Genomic DNA, 17135 nt, shown 5'->3' with positions numbered 1-17135 from the left:
CTGCGCTCCTTACATGCTTAACAGAAGTTGCAGCATTTCGTCGGCGGCAGTGACCACCTGAGCGTTGGCGGCGAAGGCCTGTTCGATGACCATCAACTTCTGCATTTCAGCATTCGTATCGACACCTTGCGCCAGTTCCATCTCGCGCAGGCTGTCATTCTGGGCCGCGTCAAAACCCAGTTGTGCTTCGCTATGGGACAGGCTCGCCGCGACGCTATTCAGCAGGTCCGTTGCCAAGCCCGCCGAGGATCGCGCTGTGCCCGAGAACCCACCCGAGGCGGCAACTTTCGGGGCGTCTAATGCATCGACCAGCTGACCAAGATGCGTGGCATTGCCGACATTGCCTGGCACCGCGGCCCCAAGCCCGTCGCGAAGCCGCCAAGCCGCGCCGCCTTGTGCCGGGTCAACGGCGGCGTTCAAGGTGAGGCGACTGCTGAGAGCGATTTCATCTGCGGGATCAAACACCGCGCCAGCATCAGTAAACAGACCCGGCGCCCCCGGTGCGCGCGTCGCATCCAAGGCCGGGTCCTGAAAACGTTCCACAAGATCTCGGGCAAAGGCATCCAGCTGTTCCTGTGCGGTTACCGCCAGATCGTCACGGACCTGAAAATGGGCCGCCAGTGATCCGCCAGTGATCGCGTTGCGGTCGGCGGTAGTGTCAATCGGCTGGCCATTGATGGTCAGCCCAGACAGGGCACCACTGCCCAGCGTCATTTCGGGGACGATTGTGTTGACGGGTGAGAACCCAAGCTCTGCGGCGCGCCCATCCAGCAGAATGGCTCCGCCGCTCGAGATCAGGGCGACCTGCCCCCCATCGCGCGGAACCTGTTTGATCGGGATGATCGAGGACAGCGCGTCGATGGCCTGCTGTCGCTGGTCCATCAGCCCCGAGGGATCCGCACCGCGTACGATCGCCGCCTGAATCTTGGTGTTCAGATCCTGCACATCCTTCAGGCCCTGATTCAGTTGGGCGACCTCTTGCGCAATGGACTGATCTGCCGTCAGCCGTGCGTCCTGAATGTGATCGGACGTGGTTTTCAGATGGGACACAATGTTGCGCGCTGCGTTCAGGCTGGCATTCAAGGCCGCTTCGCTATCGGGACGGGCGGCGGCTTCGATCAGGGCAGCTTCAAATTTGGCCATACGACCCGAGAGCGACCCCAATTGATCCGGGGTGCCGATCGCCTTTTCAAGCCCGTCCAGAAAATTCGACCGGGTGCTTCCGTATCCCACCGCCGCGTCCGACAGGCGGCGGTCGCCTAGAAGCCGTTCGTCCACATGGCGGTTGACCCCTTCGATTACGACCCCCGACGGCGCCCCGCCCAACGTACGTGACGACAGGCTAAGGGATCGGACACCATACCCTTCTGTCGTCGCGTTGGCGACGTTTGAGGACACGACATGAGCCGCGCGTGCATTTGCGCCGAGGCCGGTCAGTGCATTGTAGAGGGCGCTGTTGAGGGTCATTGGAGGTTACTTCGCTATACCGGGTCAGCGTTTGATGTTGGTGGTTTCCTGCAACATCTCGTCGACGGTCTGGATCACCTTCGCGTTCGAACTATAGGCGCGCTGGGTCTGAATCAGGTTGGTCAGCTCGCCCGCGACATCGGTAGTCGATCCTTCGCGGGCAAAGCCCACAACTTCGCCTGTCGGGCCGTCACCTGCATCCCACATGAAGAACGATCCGCTTTCTGGTGACACCTGATAGGCTTGGTTTGACATCGAGGTCAGGCCGTTTGGGTTCGATACGTCCACCAGTGGAACCTGATAGATCGTGCGGATGAACCCGGTGTCATAGGTCGCTTTCAGGAAGCCGTGTTCGTCAATTTGCACCGCAGTCAGGTTGCCCACTGGAGAGCCGTTTTTGGTGATGGCCACTGGGGCAAAACTGTCCGACAACTGGGTCAGGCCGTTGGGATCTCCGATCCCGCCGATGGTCAGCGACAGCGGACCACCCGCGACCGTCAGATCCAGTGTCCCGTCGATGGCATTGTAGGCACCGCCCGAAACCACTGTGACGGATGCCAGCGTGCCGCCGTCGGCACGGCTGTCATCGAATACCAGAGTGTATTCGCCAACCACCGCCCCGCCCGAGGCGCTGTCGGTGATTTGCATCGTCCAAGTGTTCGACGATCCAGTGCCCGGCACGGTTGGGGTAAAACTGAAATCCAGCGTTTCCGATGTGCCAAGGTTGCCGAAATACTCGACGGACAGAGGCAACGGAGTGCCAGCAGAACCTGCTTCGGTCTCGACAGCTGGCAGGTTGACGCCAAGCTTCATGTCCGTGGTTGGGTCGCCGGCTGTCTGGTTGGCGTTGATGACGACAGGTTCCAACCCAACACCGGTATCGCGCGGATAAGTGCCAACGTTGCCGTCTGCATCTGCTGGCCATCCCAAAAGCACAAGTCCGGTTTCTGTTTTTAGAACGCCTTCGGAATCCGTGCGGAATGATCCAGTTGTGGTCATCATCATCGGCCGTTCGCCTGGGTTCGCATCGGCATAGACTTCTTGGGTGACGGGCAGCATGCCGCGCCCGCCGACCGCAATGTCCATCGGGTTCGACGTCGAGATCAAGGGCCCGTGTTCATCGATCAGGCGCTGAGTCGTGGTACGCACACCGCCGGCGGAATAGGTGCCTGACCCGGCATGCCCGCCGATGACAAGACTTTGAAAGTCAGCCGTGGCCCGTTTGTACCCAAACGTCGAAGAGTTCGCGATGTTGTCAGAAATCGTCGCCAATTTCGTCGCATGCGCATTCAGCCCGGACACGCCGGCACTTAGTGAGGAGGAAATCGTCATGGTGCGCCTTTCTGCTGCATCTACCTCGTATCTGGGACAGATTGGACCGAGCGCCCTTAACAGCCGCCTAATAGGGGCGAGATCCACAGCAATTCCTTGTATCTATAAGAATACATTACCTTTTCGAGCGCAGCAGGATCAGCTCGATCCGGTTGTTGCGCGCGGCCATCGGGTTCGGCGTGACCGGTTCATGATCTGCGTGACCGGTGACGCGCTGCACTTTGTCCGGGGATTCGCCCAGCGATTCGTACAGCCTTCGCACTGCATCGGCCCGACCTGAGGATAGCTGCCACGCGGTGTTTTCGGCCACGACGACCGGTTGCGTGGCCACGTGGCCCTCGATCGCGACACCGTTCTTGGCCAAGTCGAAGACTTCGGCGATGGTGATCAGGATCTCTTCCAGGATCGGTGCAGGCGTCGTGGTGCCAGCGTGAAACAGCGGGGCGTGGTCCAGCGCGAAAATCTCGACCAACAGGCCTTCGTCGGTGACGCGGGTCACGACATGGCGCCGAAGCTGGTCGCTGGTCATGCTTTCGCCAGAGCGGCTGAGCAGCATCTCTTCGACCTCTTTCAGCTTGGCGGTTTCCTTTTCGCCACTGTCGCCCGAGTTGTCGGCCTGATTGCCATCCTTGGAAGTTGCGGGATCGCGTGGAACGCCGCCTGTGCCGGTCTGCGACAGGCTTTCATCGCTGAGCACACTATCCCCCCCGAACGAGCCACTGCCACCACCCGAGACGCGGGTAATCGGAATGGTCGGGCTGAAGTAATCCGCAATGCCCTTGCGCTGCTTTTCTGTGGTTGCGTTCAACAGCCACATAAGCAGGAAGAACGCCATCATGGCGGTCACGAAATCCGCATAGGCCACTTTCCACGCGCCGCCGTGATGGCCATCACCACTGACCTTTTTCACTTTCTTGATTATTACCGGAGCTTGCTCATTCGAACGCATCCCACCACCTCATTTTTCACCCGAGATCAGGGATAGCAGCCGCAAGTTTCCATCGGCTTAACTATTCAAATTGTTGCGATTTCATTACTTCTCATGTGAAGTATCGCTTTTTCTTGACTTCGTTTCACATGCAACGATATCATTGCGGCGCAACAGGATGGCCCTTCTGGGCATTGAAACGGATCGATACATGAACACGCACACCCCCTCGCGCGAGATGCAGCGCGCGGTGTCAGCCGTTGGCACCGAAACGTATTACATGCCCGGTTGGGCGAATGATTTCGAAACCGAGGCTCTGCCCGGTGCGCTGCCGCAAGGCATGAACAGCCCGCAGAAATGTGAATATGGCCTGTATGGCGAGCAACTGTCCGGCACCGCCTTCACTGCCAACCCGCCCGAGCGTACGTGGTGTTACCGCATCCGTCCGTCGGTGAAGCACTCGGCGCGCTACACCAAGATTGATGTGCCGTACTGGAAATCCGCGCCCTGCGTGGATCCGGACGTGATTTCGCTGGGCCAGTATCGCTGGGATCCAGTGCCCACCGCCGAAGGTCTGAACTGGATCACCGGCATGCGGACCATGACCACGGCGGGCGACGTGAACACCCAAGTCGGCATGGCAACCCACGTCTACTTGGTCACCGAGTCGATGGTGGATGATTATTTCTTCTCGGCTGACAGCGAGCTGCTGGTCGTGCCGCAGGAAGGCAAGCTGCGCTTCTATACGGAACTGGGTGTCATCGACCTTGCCCCGCAGGAAATCGGCATCATCCCCCGTGGCCTTGTCTATCGCGTTGAACTGCTGGAAGGCCCCGCGCGCGGCTTCGTTTGCGAAAACTACGGCCAGAAATTCGAGCTTCCGGGCCGCGGTCCGATCGGTGCCAACTGCATGGCCAACCCGCGTGACTTCAAAGCCCCTGTTGCTGCGTTTGAAGACCGCGAAGTGCCGTCGACCATCACCATCAAATGGTGCGGTCAGTTCCACAAGACCGAGATCGGCCAGTCGCCCTTGGACGTCGTCGCGTGGCACGGCAACTACGCGCCCTATAAATACGACCTGACAACGTACTGCCCGGTTGGCGCAATCCTGTTTGACCACCCGGACCCCTCGATCTTCACCGTGCTGACGGCGCCCTCGGGCCAGCCCGGCACCGCGAATATCGACTTCGTTCTGTTCCGCGAGCGTTGGATGGTGGCCGAGAACACCTTCCGCCCGCCGTGGTATCACAAGAACATCATGTCCGAGCTGATGGGCAACATCTATGGCCAGTACGACGCCAAACCGCAGGGCTTTGTCCCCGGTGGTGTCAGCTTGCACAACATGATGCTGCCGCACGGGCCGGATCGTGATGCGTTCGAGGGTGCCTCGAATTCGAACCTTGGACCCGAGAAGCTGGACAACACCATGTCCTTCATGTTCGAGACCCGCTTCCCGCAGCACCTGACAGCCTTCGCCGCAAACGAAGCCCCGCTGCAGGACGATTACATCGACTGCTGGGACAGCCTTGAGAAGAAGTTCGACGGGACGCCCGGCAAGAAATGATGAAACTGTATGGATACTGGCGGTCCACTGCGGCCTATCGCGTGCGGATTGCGCTGAACCTGAAAGGGCTTAGCGCGGATCACGTGTCCGTCCATCTTGTGAAAGATGGCGGACAGCAGCACGCGGCAGATTATGTGGCCAAGAACCCGACCCATCTGGTGCCCTCGTTGGAGCTTCAGGACGGCACTGTCCTGACCCAGTCGCTGGCGATCATCGACTATCTTGAGGCCGTGCAGCCCGAGCCTGCCTTGCTGCCCGCAGATCCAGTCAAACGTGCTAAGGTGATGGCCGCCGCGCATGTCGTCGCGATGGATATTCATCCGGTGAACAACCTGCGGGTGGCCAAGCATCTGGGCGACACGTTCGGTGCGGATGCCGAGGCGAAGCGCCAATGGATGGTCCACTGGATGGACACGGGCTTTGCCGCCCTTGAACAGATGGTCGACAAGGGCACCAAGTTTGCCTTTGGCGACACGCCGACGCTGGCAGACATTTGCCTTGTCGCACAGTACTATAACGCACGGCGCTGGGGGGTGGATCTGACCGCCTATCCGCGTCTGACCGAAATCGAAGAAACCTGTCTGGCCCTGCCCGCCTTCGCCGATGCGCGACCCGAGGCACAGCCGGATGCCGAGTGAGGATCACATGAGCCAACTGAAAAAGTCATGGGTGGACAGCGCGAACTCTGCCGAGACCCCCTTTCCCCTGAACAACCTGCCCTATGGCGTGTTCTCGACCGCGGATAGCGAGCCGCGCTGTGGTGTGGCCATCGGGGACATGATCCTTGATATGCAGGCCGCCGAAGAAGCTGGCCTGATCGAGATCGGTGATGAACCCGTCTTCGACGTGCCCTTCTGGAACGAGCTGATGGAGCTGGGATCGGACGCATGGTCCGCCCTGCGCGCCCGCCTTGGGCAACTGCTTGGCGAAGGCTCGACCGAGCGTGACGCGGTTGCGCCTCTGCTTGTGGCCCAAGCCGATGCCGAGCTGCACATGCCGTTCCTTGTGTCGGAATACACCGACTTCTACGCCGGTCGTCAGCACGCCGCCAACATGGGCGCGATCCTGCGTGGCTCGCCCGATCTGCCGGCCAACTGGCTGCACATTCCGATCGGTTATAACGGTCGCGCGTCGTCCGTTGTGATCTCGGGCACCCCGATCCACCGCCCGAACGGTCAGCGCAAAGCGCCCGACGCCGAGATGCCAAGTTTTGGACCCTCGATGCGTCTGGATATCGAACTGGAAATGGGTGCAATCGTCGGCAAGCCCTCCGAATTCGGTCAGCCGATCACCGTGGACGAAGCCGACGACATGATCTTTGGCTACGTGCTGCTGAACGACTGGTCTGCCCGCGACATCCAAGGTTGGGAATACCAACCGCTTGGCCCGTTCCAGGGAAAAGCCTTCGGCACCTCGATCTCCCCGTGGATCGTGACCGCCGCCGCTTTGGAAGAGTTCCGCGCCCCAACGCCGGAACGCGAGAAAGAACTGCTGCCCTATCTGGATGGCTCCAAGGACGGCCTCTATGACATCGAGCTTCAGGTGCTGATGCAGCCCGAAGGCGCGGATAAAGCTTCGGTGGTTGGCGAAACCAACTACACCCGCATGTATTACTCGGCCGCTGAACAGCTGTGCCACCATGCGATTGGCGGATGTGCTATGAATGTGGGCGACCTGCTGGGATCGGGCACGATCTCGGGTCCGACAAAGACAGAATATGGCTCGCTGATGGAAATGAGCTGGGCGGGCCGCGAGCCTTTCACGCTCGACACCGGCGAAACCCGCACGTTCATCGAGGACGGCGACACCCTGACCCTGCGCGGTGCCGCCAAGGGTGACGGCTTCCAGATCGGCTTTGGCGACTGTGTCGGGCAGATCCTGCCTGCCGTTAGCTGGCCCAAGTAAGGTACCCCGCGCATGACGCAATACGTTGGATATATCGCCATGAGCCTTGATGGCTACATCGCTACCCCAGACGGTGGCGTGGCATGGCTTGATCCGTTCAACGAGGCGATGGGTGCCGACGGAAGCGACGGAGGATATGGCGCGTTCATTTCAGAGGTGGACGCGCTGATCACCGGGCGCGAAACGCACCAGCAGGTGCTTGGCTGGGGGTGGCCCTACGAGGATCGCGCCAGCTATGTCCTGACCCATCAGGCCGATTATTCCGCAGATCACGTCACCGCTGCCGGAGACATCGAGACCCTTCGCAAAGCCATCGAAAAGGCTGGGCACAAGAAGGTCTGGGTCATGGGGGGCGGAGCAGCCCAGCGCGCAGCACTTGACGCGGGCCTGTTCGATACTCTGCGCGTCTTCGTGATGCCGACCATTCTTGGTGGCGGGCGCAAACTGTTCACCGACGGACCACAACACAACCTCTCATTCGCCTCCAGCCAGACCCATGGCGGCGGCGTGATTCAAATCGACTATCTCATCAAGGACTGACAACCATGGCAAAGGCATTCGCGTCGCAAGGCGACATGACCGAAAAGAAAATTACCTTCGACCAGATCGGCGAGGGGCTCTATGCCTTCACCGCCGAAGGCGACCCGAACTCGGGCGTGATCATTGGCGATGACAGCGTGATGATCGTCGAAGCGCAGGCAACCCCGCGTCTGGCCAATAAAGTGATCGAGTGCGTACGCTCGGTGACGGACAAGCCGATCAGCCACGTGGTTCTGACCCACTATCACGCCGTGCGCGTGCTGGGCGCGTCGGCCTATGGTGCGGATCAGATCATCATGGGCGACCAAGCCCGTGCGATGGTTGTGGAACGCGGTCAGGAAGACTGGGACAGCGAATTCCAGCGCTTCCCGCGCCTGTTCGAAGGCCACGAGTCGATCCCCGGCCTGACCTATCCGACCACCACCTTCTCGGACGACATGACCGTCTATCTGGGCAACCGCCGCGTTGACCTGATGCATCTGGGCCGTGCCCACACTGCGGGTGATATCGTGATTCACGTGCCGGACCAGAACGTCATGTTCACCGGCGACATCGTGGAAGATCACTCGGCCTGCTATTGTGGCGACGGTCACTTCTCGGATTGGGGCGACACGCTGGACAACATCGCGTCCTTCGACGTGGACGCCATCGCGCCCGGTCGTGGCGGCGCCCTGATCGGCAAAGAAGCCGTCGAGCGCGCCATCGAAAGCACCCGTGACTTCGTTTACAGCACCTACGCCCCAGCCGCCAAAGTGGCTGCCCGTGGTGGTTCGCTGAAAGAAGCATGGGACGCGGTCCGCGCCGCGTGTGATCCGAAATTCGCAGACTATGCCATCTACGAGCACTGCCTGCCCTTCAACGTCGCCCGCGCCTATGACGAGGCTCGCGGCATCGACACCCCCCGCATCTGGACCGCACAGCGCGATCTGGACATGTGGGCCGCCCTGCAGGGCTAAGACCTTCGGGGTTCGGCCATGAGGGCCGGACCCCACACGAAACGCGCGCAGCCGGAGGAGAACCCGATGTTCGACGATAGATACACGCTTGCCTATAAGCGCTATCCTTATAAGAAATCTGCCGATCAGGATGCGGCGTCGCCCGTGCGCCATCCGGTCGTGGTGATGGGTGGAGGACCCATCGGCATCGCGACCGCGCTGGACCTTGGTCGCCAAGGTATTCCAACGCTGGTGCTGGACGACCACGAAGGCGTCGGCATGGGCTCGCGCGCGATCTGTTTCGCCAAGCGGTGCCTTGAGGTTGCTGGCCGCTATGGCTGCGGCAAGCCGATGGTCGACAAGGGCGTTGTTTGGAACATCGGCAAGGTGTTCAACAAGGACGATCAGGTCTTTGAATTCAACCTTCTGCCCGAAGAAGGCCACGAATACCCCGCCTTCATCAACATGCAGCAGCCTTACTATGAAAGCTTCCAGCTGGACCGCTTTGAAGAGCTGCAGAAGGACGGCGCGCCGATCGAGATCCGCGGCAAAAACCGCATCGATAACGTCGAAGTGCATGACGACTATGTCACGCTCGAGATCATGACGCCGGATGGCCCCTATACGCTGGAAGCCGAATGGCTGATCGGCTGTGACGGTGCCGCGTCACCCTTGCGCACGATGCTGGATCTGGACTTCACCGGGAAGGTTTTCCAAGACAGCTTCCTGATTGCTGACATCAAGATGAAGAACGACGATTTCCCGACCGAGCGTTGGTTCTGGTTTGAACCGACCCACGGTGGCGGTGCCTCGACCCTTCTGCACAAACAGCCCGACGATGTCTGGCGCGTGGACTTCCAGATTGGCTGGGACGTCGACCGCAAGGAAGAGATGAAAGAGGAAAACATCCGCCGTCGTCTGGACGCCTTCCTTGGTGAAAACGTGCAGTACGATATGGTCTGGTCCTCGATCTACACGTTCCAGTGCAAACGCATGGACAGCTTCCGTCATGGTCGCGTGTTCTTTGCAGGCGACGCCGCCCACCAAGTGTCGCCCTTCGGCGCACGTGGTGCGAACTCGGGTATGCAGGACGTGGACAATCTGGGTTGGAAACTGGGCATGGTCATGCGCGGTGAAGCACCCGACAGCCTGCTGGCTACCTATAACTACGAGCGTATCCACGGTGCGGACGAGAACATCCTGAACTCGACCCGGTCGACCGATTTCATCACCCCGAAATCGGAAATGAGCCGCCTTCTGCGCGACGCCGTGCTGGACCTGTCGGAAAAGCACGAGTTTGCGCGCCCGATGGTGAACTCGGGCCGTCTGTCGGTGCCCTGCACCTATGATGGCTCGCCGCTGAACTCGGCTGATGCGCTGGACGGCCCCGCCCGCTCGCGTCCCGGTTCGGTCTGCCCCGATGCGCCGCTGGGGGACGACTTCCTGCTGTCGAAGCTGGGGGATAAGTTCATCCTGCTGACCATCGACGCTGACGCCCCCGACATGATCGAGGAAAGCGGCATTCAGGTCACCCGTCTGGCCCTGTCGACCACTGACGACAAGACCGGCGCCTTGCGTGAACGCTATCTGGGTGACAATGACAGCGCCGTCTATCTGATCCGCCCGGATCAGCACGTTGCAGCCCGTCGCCCTAGCTTTGATGACAACCAGATCCGCGCCGCGATCCGTCGCGCCATCGGTAAGGAGTAAGCCCCATGACTGATTTGATCCTGACCCCGAACATCGACGGTGTGGACGATTTCTATGCCGAGCTTCTGGCCGCGCATGAAGGTCTGACCAAAGAAGACAGCGACGCGCTGAACGCGCGCCTTGTGCTGGTTCTGGCCAACCATGTCGGTGACCGTGAAGCGCTAAGCCAAGCGCTGAAAGCCGCCGAGAAATAAGGCTGTAAGCTTCGTTTTGGACATGAAAAGGGGCCCGTGCAGACCTGCGCGGGCCCTTTCTTTTTGATCCATCTTGATTTCCATTGATAATTTGATCAAATTATATTTCCGTGGGTTGCGAAACCAGCCCGGTGGTGCCACAGTGCCGCAAACCCGTCCAAGGAGTCAGGAATATGATCGAGAAACGCGACTTTTACATCAACGGCAAATGGGTCGCCCCCGCCGCCGCCAACGATTGCAATGTGATTGACCCTTCGACCGAAGAGGTCTGCGCGGTCATTTCGCTTGGTGATCAGGCCGACACGGATGCCGCTGTAGCCGCCGCCAAGGAAGCCTTCAAGACTTGGGGCTTTTCATCCAAGGCCGAACGTCTGGAACTGATCGAGAGCATTCTCGAGATCTACAACCGCCGCGCCGAAGATCTGGCCCAAGCCATGAGCCTTGAAATGGGCGCGCCGATTGATCTGTCGCGCAGCTCGCAGGTGGGTTCTGGCAGCTGGCATATCAAGAACTTCATCCGTGCCTTCAAGGATTTCGAGTTCGACAAGATGCTGAGCGAGCGTGCCCCGAACGACCGCCTGCTCTATGAACCCATCGGTGTGACCGCGCTGATCACCCCGTGGAACTGGCCGATGAACCAAGTGACGCTGAAGGTTGTGGCCGCGGCCGCGGCGGGCTGCACCATGGTGCTGAAACCCTCTGAAGTCGCGCCGCTGTCCTCGATTGTCTGGTCCGAGATCATGGACGAGGCCGGCACCCCCGCTGGCGTCTACAACATGGTGAATGGCGACGGCATGGGCGTTGGCAGCCAGCTGACCTCGCATCCCGACGTGGACATGGTCAGCTTCACCGGCTCGACCCGTGCAGGCATCGCCATTTCGAAAGCCGCCGCCGATACGATCAAGCGTGTGGCGCTGGAGCTGGGCGGCAAGGGTGCCAACATCCTGTTTGAAGATGCGGACGAGAAAGCCGTGAAGCGTGGCGTCCTGCACATGATGCAGAACACCGGCCAAAGCTGTAACGCGCCCTCGCGTATGCTGGTCCAAAGCTCGATCTATGATCGCGTGGTGGAAGAAGCTGCCGAAGTGGCTGGCAAAGTGCAGGTTGGGCCTGCGTCGGAAGAAGGCCGCCATGTTGGTCCCGTTGTGAACGAGCTTCAGTGGAACAAGATCCAGGATCTGATCCAGAAGGGCATCGACGAAGGCGCACGCCTTGTGGCGGGTGGTACCGGGCGCCCTGACGGCCTGAATAAAGGCTATTACGTGAAGCCCACCGTCTTTGCCGACGTGACCAACGATATGACCATCGGTCGCGAGGAAATCTTTGGCCCGGTTCTGTCGATCATGAAATTCGACACGGAAGAAGAAGCCATCGAGATCGCCAATGACACCGTCTATGGCCTGACCAACTATATCCAGACGCAGGACGGCGCCCGCGCCAACCGTGTTGCGCGCCAGATGCGTTCGGGCATGGTCGAGATGAACGGCACTTCGCGCGCTGCAGGCTCGCCCTTTGGCGGCTACAAGCAGTCCGGCAATGGACGCGAAGGCGGCATTCTGGGGATCGAGGACTTTCTGGAAGTCAAAGCCGTGTCGGGCTGGTCGAACGACTGATCCAAGCCACAGACTGAACACATGCACCCCCGGTTTGTCCGGGGGTGTTTTTTTGCCATTGTAGTTTGATTTCAATCATGGCTCGCGCCGCTGCCACATGGCTGTTACATCTTTGGTATGAATGCATAACCTATGGCGCGACACAGGAAGGGGCATATGACCGATACGCTTGGAAAGCTGTTCGGCTATTTGGGCGGGACCGCCCGCGACCTTGCCCCGATCCTTCTGATCGTGGGCTTTTTCCAGCTTGTGGTTTTGAAGCAACCGATTGATAATATTGGGCAATTCGCGCTGGGCTTCCTGTTTGTCCTGCTGGGTCTGACGGTGTTTATCCGTGGTCTGGATATGGCGCTGTTTCCACTGGGCGAGGCGCTGGCGAACGCACTGGCCCTGCGTGGCTCGCTTCCCTTGCTTGTCCTGTTTGCCTTCAGCCTTGGCTTTGGCACCACCGTTGCCGAGCCCGCCCTGATCGCCGTCGGGGCCGAGGCCGCGACCGTAATGTCCGAGGCTGGTGTGATCGGCCAAAGCGAGGCCGAGATGAACTTCATGGCCACCGCGCTGCGTTATACCGTGGCCGCGTCCGTCGGTGCGTCCTTGGTCTTGGGCGTCTTCCGCATCCTGATGGGCTGGCCGATTCAATGGCTGATCATTGGCGGCTACATCATGGTGGTTGCCCTGACCCCCATCGCCCCGCGCGAGATCATCGGCATCGCCTATGACAGCGGGGGTGTCACGACCTCGACCATCACCGTACCGCTTGTGACGGCGCTGGGCGTTGGTCTGGCCTCGGTCATCAAGGGACGGAACCCGATGATCGACGGGTTCGGGTTGATCGCCTTTGCTTCGCTCATGCCAATCATTTTCGTGCTGGTGTTCGGATTGGTGGTGGCGACATGATCACGATCCTGACTGACCTTCTGTGGACCTTCCTTAGCGTTGTGCGTGACGTGCTGCCCATTGCGGCGGTGCTGCTCTTGTTCCAGCTTGTGATCCTGCGCAAACCCATTCCCCACCCCAAGAAAGTAGCCTTGGGCATGTTCTATGTGCTGCTGGGGCTTGCGCTGTTCCTGTCGGGGCTCGAGCTTGCCCTGTTCCCTCTGGGCCGCGAAATGGCCGCGCAGCTGACCGATCCGGCCTTCCTTGGGATCGAGCCCGGCGGGGTCGTTCAATGGCTGGATTACTACTGGGTCTATATCTTTGCCTTTGCCATCGGCTTTACGACCACCATCGCCGAGCCGTCCCTGATCGCCGTCGCCTTGAAAGCGCAGGAGGCATCCGGTGGGGCGGTCAAGGCCAATGGGCTGCGCATCGCCGTGGCCTTTGGGGTGGCGATCAGCCTTGCGGTGGGGACGTTCCGCATCGTGACGGGCACGCCGCTCTATCAATACATGATCGTGGGCTATGTGATCGTCGTGATCCAGACGCTTATGGCCCCGCGCATGATCATTCCGCTGGCCTATGACAGCGGCGGGGTGACGACCTCGACCGTGACGGTGCCCTTGGTGGCGGCCCTTGGACTGGGCCTTGCCAGCACCGTACCGGGGCGCAGCCCCCTTCTGGACGGGTTCGGCCTGATTGCCTTGGCCAGCCTATTTCCCATGATTACCGTGATGGGCTATGCCCAAATCAGCAACTGGCTATCGCGCCGCAAGGCCGACAAAGACAGCCAAGGAGAGAACCATGAAGTTTAAACTGATCATTGTGATGACACAGGATGAACTGACGGACACCGCCATCGAAGCGGCCCGCGAAAAGGGCGCAACCGGGTGTACCGTCATCACCTCGGCGCGCGGAGAAGGGCTCAACCCGACCAAGAGCTTCTTTGGGTTGACCGTCGCGGGGCAGCGGGACGTAATTCTGTTTCTGGTCGAAGAACACCACAGCCGCCTGATCCTTGAAAGCATCGGCGCCGCGTGCCGTTTTGACGAAGATCCCGGTACCGGGGTTGCCTTCCAACTGGATATCGAGGACGCAATCGGCCTGTCTGGCCAGATCGCCTCGATCCAAGAGGAAATCAGCAAGGAGGACTTGTGATGGACGATAACAAGAAGAAGGTCCGCGATGTGATGCAGGGCACGATCTATATGATCAGTGGTCTGGCAACCGTGCGCGAAGCCGTGAACGAGATGGACGCCAAGGGCGTCACCGCACTGGTGATCGAGCGGCGGCATGAGGATGATGAATACGGCATCGTCTCGATCGAGATGATTGCCGAGCGGGCGATTGCGGTGAACAAGTCCCTGGACCGCACCAATGTCTACGAGGTGATGGACAAGCCCGCCCTGACTGTCGCTGACCACATGGCGGTTAAATACGCCGTGCGACTTCTGTCGCGACTGGACCACCGCCGCGCTTTGGTCATCGATGATGGTTCGGCCTGTGGGCTGGTCACGCTGCGGGACATGGTGCTGAGCTATGCCGAGGCGCAAGACAGCTAACGCGACTTGACTGCACGCAAAAGAAAACGGCCGGCGAATTGCCGGCCGTTTCTGTTTCAGATCCGCTGCGATGATCAGTTGCCGGCAGCAGCCATCATGCGCTCGTTATGTTCGCGCAGAGTGTCCGAGATGATCGCGTACCATTCACCCGATTCACGCATTTCGTTCAGACCGCGGTTCAGCATCGCAATGTACTGGCGGCCGTAGGGGTTGGTTTTATGCGTTACGAAACGCAGGCTTGCAAAGGTGTTCACAAACGGGTTTTCAACCAATTCGCCTTGAGTCAGACCCATATCTGACATTGCGTCGGCGGCCAGCTGAACTTCGAACGAAGCAATATCTGCCGTTCCGTTCAGAACTGCATCAATACACTCGCGCGCTGTAATCGGGCGGATCATCTCGACTCTCGGAGAAACCATACCTTTTTCTTCAAGGTCGTGGGTGAACCAGCTGTCCATACGGCAGATTGTGGCACCTTCAAATTCTTCGAAACTGCCAGCACGTGCGTACTCGCTTTCCGGCAAGGTGTAGAAACCGACAACGGTATCGTACACACTTACGGTTCCATCCAGCTGCGTGCAGCGGCGGTGTGTGTTCTCGGACCATTCATACGTGCGGTTGCTGCAATCCGGGATGTACCATGCCATCGAGATGTCAAAGGCACCCAACGGCAACAGGGTTTCAAGGTGCGCGCCCCAGTCACTGACGAAGCTGACCGAGTAATCGCGCGAGTTGCCACCGCGGTGCAAAGCAGTCGTTGCCAAGCGAGTGACGAAGCCACCACCATTCAGGCCCTCATCGCTGAATGGTGCCCAGTTTCCTCCGGTCACCAGTCGAATGGGGGGCTCATAGACGTTCGAACGACGGGTGGTCTCGAAGCGGTTTTCCTCGGCGGCGATCACTTCTTGCGCGGAACGACCGTCGGGCAGGCTGCCATCCTCACAGGGCAGAGCCAGCACCAGACCCTGTTCGAGGTCGTTGGGGTTGCTCACGATGTTACGGTTCGCGTTGAAGATTTGCTGATAGTTTGAGGTGCCATAGGCCGTGATTGCGATCGTCGCCAGCGTGTCACCGTCGGCAACGGTATAGTTGGTACAGGCCTGCTGAGCGCTTGCCATGCCAGCCGACAAGGCCACAGCGGCAGTTGTCGCGATTGCGAGCTTTTTCGCAGTTTGTTTAAACATTTCCTATCCTCCAGGTATTCTTATCGGCCTGATGTGGCCTTAACTATTTTCCATTTGGTGGCGCAGAGCTGTGGACACGATGTCCCGCCATTCGCCAGATTGTTGCATGATTTCCAGACCGCGGTTCAGGATCTCTAGGATCGCTTCCCCGTCCGGGTTGTTCACATGGGTCATTACGTTCAGACCCTTGATTGCCGCCAAGTTGGGATTTTCGAGAATCTCGTCCTGATAGCCAAGGCGGCTGATGGCTTCGACGGCGAGGTGAGCTTCGATCGCGACGATATCGGCGGTGCCATTGGCGACAGCGTCGAAACAGGCATCCGGCTCGGTGGGGCGGAGCAACGTGATGGCCGGTTCATACAGGCCAACGGCGTCCATATGGGTCAACGACCAGCCTTCGGGGCGGCAAATCGTCGTCCCGGCAAAATCAGCATGGCTCATCGCCTCTTCATAGCCCGACCCGTTCAGCGCGAAGTAGGTGTCGACCACCTCGTAGAACGGATTCGAGAAATCATAGGTCTCGCAGCGGTTGCGGTCGCTTTCCGACAGGGCTTCAGCCTCTTCGCAATTGGGGCGCGACCAAGGGAACGTGCCATCAAACGCAAGGGTTGGCATCAGAAGGTCCAGATGCGAGCTCCAGTCGTTTACGAACTGGATCTTGTAGGCTTGCTCGGGTGCGGCGCGCAGGAAAGCGGTCTCGACCAGTTTGGTATAGAGGCCGCGATTGGGCAGGGCTTCGTCGGTGAAGGGGGCATAGTTGCCACCGGTGATTAGCAGGATCTGTCGCTCGTCTACGGGCGACGTCCCGGGGCGAGCCGCCTTGCGGATCAGCGCGGCACCTTCGGCGCGGGCGGCTTCGATGGCAGAAGCAGCTTCTGCTTTGGCTGCGGCGACGGCTTCTTCGCTGGCTTTCAACGCTTCTGCTTCGGCATTCGCAACGCGGGCTTCGGCCTCGGCGATGGCTGCGGCGGCGCGGGCTTCGGCCTCGGCAATCAGCTCGGCCGACATGTCACGGGCCATTTTCTCGGCCTCTGTGACAGTCGCTGCTTTTGATGCGGCAAGCGCGGTCGGGCAGGGGATCTTCAAAGTCATGCCCAAGCGGATGATGTTGGGGTCTTTCCCGATCGCATCCTTGTTCGCGTTGTAAATCGCCCGAAAATCCGTGCTGCCGTACACACGCAGCGAAATCTGGCGCAGGCTGTCGCCGCGTTCGACCACATAATTCGAGCACGCCTCTTGGGCGAAGGCAGAACCGGAGATTGCAGTCAGGGCCAGACCGGATGCGAAGAAAAGGTTTCTCATATTTCCTTTGGGTCCTTAGTTAG

17 protein-coding genes are annotated in these 17135 nt (G+C 59.8%); 12 read left to right on the top strand and 5 right to left on the bottom strand.

The genetic code is table 11. From position 1 onward, the window contains the following. Nucleotides 1-9 precede the first annotated feature (9 nt). The 3 genes from flgK to MWU53_RS07420 all read right to left on the bottom strand — a co-directional run bounded on the left by flgK (nt 10) and on the right by MWU53_RS07420 (nt 3748). Nucleotides 10-1467, bottom strand: a complete 1458-nt coding sequence (gene flgK / locus MWU53_RS07430) for a flagellar hook-associated protein FlgK (protein ID WP_247092011.1) — start codon at nt 1465-1467, stop codon at nt 10-12. 24 nt (nt 1468-1491) lie between these two features. Further along, nucleotides 1492-2799: a flagellar hook-basal body complex protein gene (locus tag MWU53_RS07425; protein ID WP_247092009.1), complete on the bottom strand. Its 1308-nt coding sequence runs from the start codon at nt 2797-2799 to the stop codon at nt 1492-1494. Nucleotides 2800-2914: 115 nt separating this feature from the next. Beyond that, nucleotides 2915-3748, bottom strand: coding sequence for a flagellar motor protein MotB (locus MWU53_RS07420; protein ID WP_247092007.1), 834 nt, complete (start codon nt 3746-3748; stop codon nt 2915-2917). 217 nt (nt 3749-3965) lie between these two features. Here MWU53_RS07420 and hmgA point away from each other — a divergent pair, with 217 nt between their 5' ends. From hmgA to MWU53_RS07360, 12 genes are all read left to right on the top strand, one after another. Continuing rightward, nucleotides 3966-5291: a homogentisate 1,2-dioxygenase gene (gene hmgA, locus MWU53_RS07415; RefSeq protein WP_247092520.1), complete on the top strand. Its 1326-nt coding sequence runs from the start codon at nt 3966-3968 to the stop codon at nt 5289-5291. Further along, on the top strand, nt 5288-5929 hold the full coding sequence (maiA, locus tag MWU53_RS07410; RefSeq protein WP_247092005.1) for a maleylacetoacetate isomerase: 642 nt from the start codon (nt 5288-5290) through the stop codon (nt 5927-5929). The genes hmgA and maiA overlap by 4 nt, the downstream gene beginning before the upstream one ends. 7 nt (nt 5930-5936) lie before the next feature. Further along, nucleotides 5937-7196, top strand: coding sequence for a fumarylacetoacetase (fahA, locus tag MWU53_RS07405; RefSeq protein WP_247092003.1), 1260 nt, complete (start codon nt 5937-5939; stop codon nt 7194-7196). Between the two features lie 12 nt (nt 7197-7208). Then, on the top strand, nt 7209-7736 hold the full coding sequence (locus tag MWU53_RS07400; RefSeq protein WP_247092001.1) for a dihydrofolate reductase family protein: 528 nt from the start codon (nt 7209-7211) through the stop codon (nt 7734-7736). Between the two features lie 5 nt (nt 7737-7741). Then, nucleotides 7742-8692, top strand: coding sequence for an MBL fold metallo-hydrolase (locus MWU53_RS07395; protein WP_247091999.1), 951 nt, complete (start codon nt 7742-7744; stop codon nt 8690-8692). A gap of 66 nt (nt 8693-8758) precedes the next feature. Continuing rightward, nucleotides 8759-10381 carry an FAD-dependent oxidoreductase gene (locus tag MWU53_RS07390; RefSeq protein WP_247091997.1) on the top strand — a complete coding sequence of 541 codons (1623 nt, stop codon included), beginning with the start codon at nt 8759-8761 and terminating at the stop codon, nt 10379-10381. Nucleotides 10382-10386: 5 nt separating this feature from the next. Continuing rightward, nucleotides 10387-10575: a DUF2783 domain-containing protein gene (locus MWU53_RS07385; RefSeq protein WP_247091995.1), complete on the top strand. Its 189-nt coding sequence runs from the start codon at nt 10387-10389 to the stop codon at nt 10573-10575. 173 nt (nt 10576-10748) lie between these two features. Next, the gene (locus tag MWU53_RS07380; protein ID WP_247091993.1) at nt 10749-12188 is read left to right on the top strand and encodes an aldehyde dehydrogenase family protein; all 1440 of its coding nucleotides are present in this window, start codon (nt 10749-10751) and stop codon (nt 12186-12188) included. A gap of 156 nt (nt 12189-12344) precedes the next feature. Then, nucleotides 12345-13085 (top strand): DUF1538 domain-containing protein, encoded by a 741-nt coding sequence (locus tag MWU53_RS07375; RefSeq protein ID WP_247091991.1) that lies wholly within the window; start codon nt 12345-12347, stop codon nt 13083-13085. Further along, nucleotides 13082-13879, top strand: a complete 798-nt coding sequence (locus MWU53_RS07370) for a DUF1538 domain-containing protein (protein ID WP_247091989.1) — start codon at nt 13082-13084, stop codon at nt 13877-13879. The genes MWU53_RS07375 and MWU53_RS07370 overlap by 4 nt, the downstream gene beginning before the upstream one ends. Continuing rightward, nucleotides 13869-14222 (top strand): P-II family nitrogen regulator, encoded by a 354-nt coding sequence (locus tag MWU53_RS07365; RefSeq protein ID WP_247091987.1) that lies wholly within the window; start codon nt 13869-13871, stop codon nt 14220-14222. Before MWU53_RS07370 ends, MWU53_RS07365 begins: the two co-directional genes overlap by 11 nt. Further along, nucleotides 14222-14626 (top strand): CBS domain-containing protein, encoded by a 405-nt coding sequence (locus MWU53_RS07360; RefSeq protein WP_247091985.1) that lies wholly within the window; start codon nt 14222-14224, stop codon nt 14624-14626. Before MWU53_RS07365 ends, MWU53_RS07360 begins: the two co-directional genes overlap by 1 nt. A 74-nt stretch (nt 14627-14700) precedes the next feature. Here the strand turns inward: MWU53_RS07360 and MWU53_RS07355 are convergent, their stop codons facing one another. Both MWU53_RS07355 and MWU53_RS07350 read right to left on the bottom strand, forming a co-directional pair. Next, nucleotides 14701-15810 (bottom strand): peptidoglycan-binding protein LysM, encoded by a 1110-nt coding sequence (locus tag MWU53_RS07355; RefSeq protein WP_247091983.1) that lies wholly within the window; start codon nt 15808-15810, stop codon nt 14701-14703. Nucleotides 15811-15849: 39 nt separating this feature from the next. Beyond that, nucleotides 15850-17112, bottom strand: a complete 1263-nt coding sequence (locus MWU53_RS07350; RefSeq protein ID WP_247091981.1) for a transporter substrate-binding domain-containing protein — start codon at nt 17110-17112, stop codon at nt 15850-15852. Nucleotides 17113-17135: the final 23 nt, after the last annotated feature.

Origin of the sequence: Aliiroseovarius sp. S1123, assembly GCF_023015885.1 — a bacterium.
GTDB lineage: Bacteria > Pseudomonadota > Alphaproteobacteria > Rhodobacterales > Rhodobacteraceae > Aliiroseovarius.
This window is presented reverse-complemented; position numbering and strand designations above follow the sequence as displayed.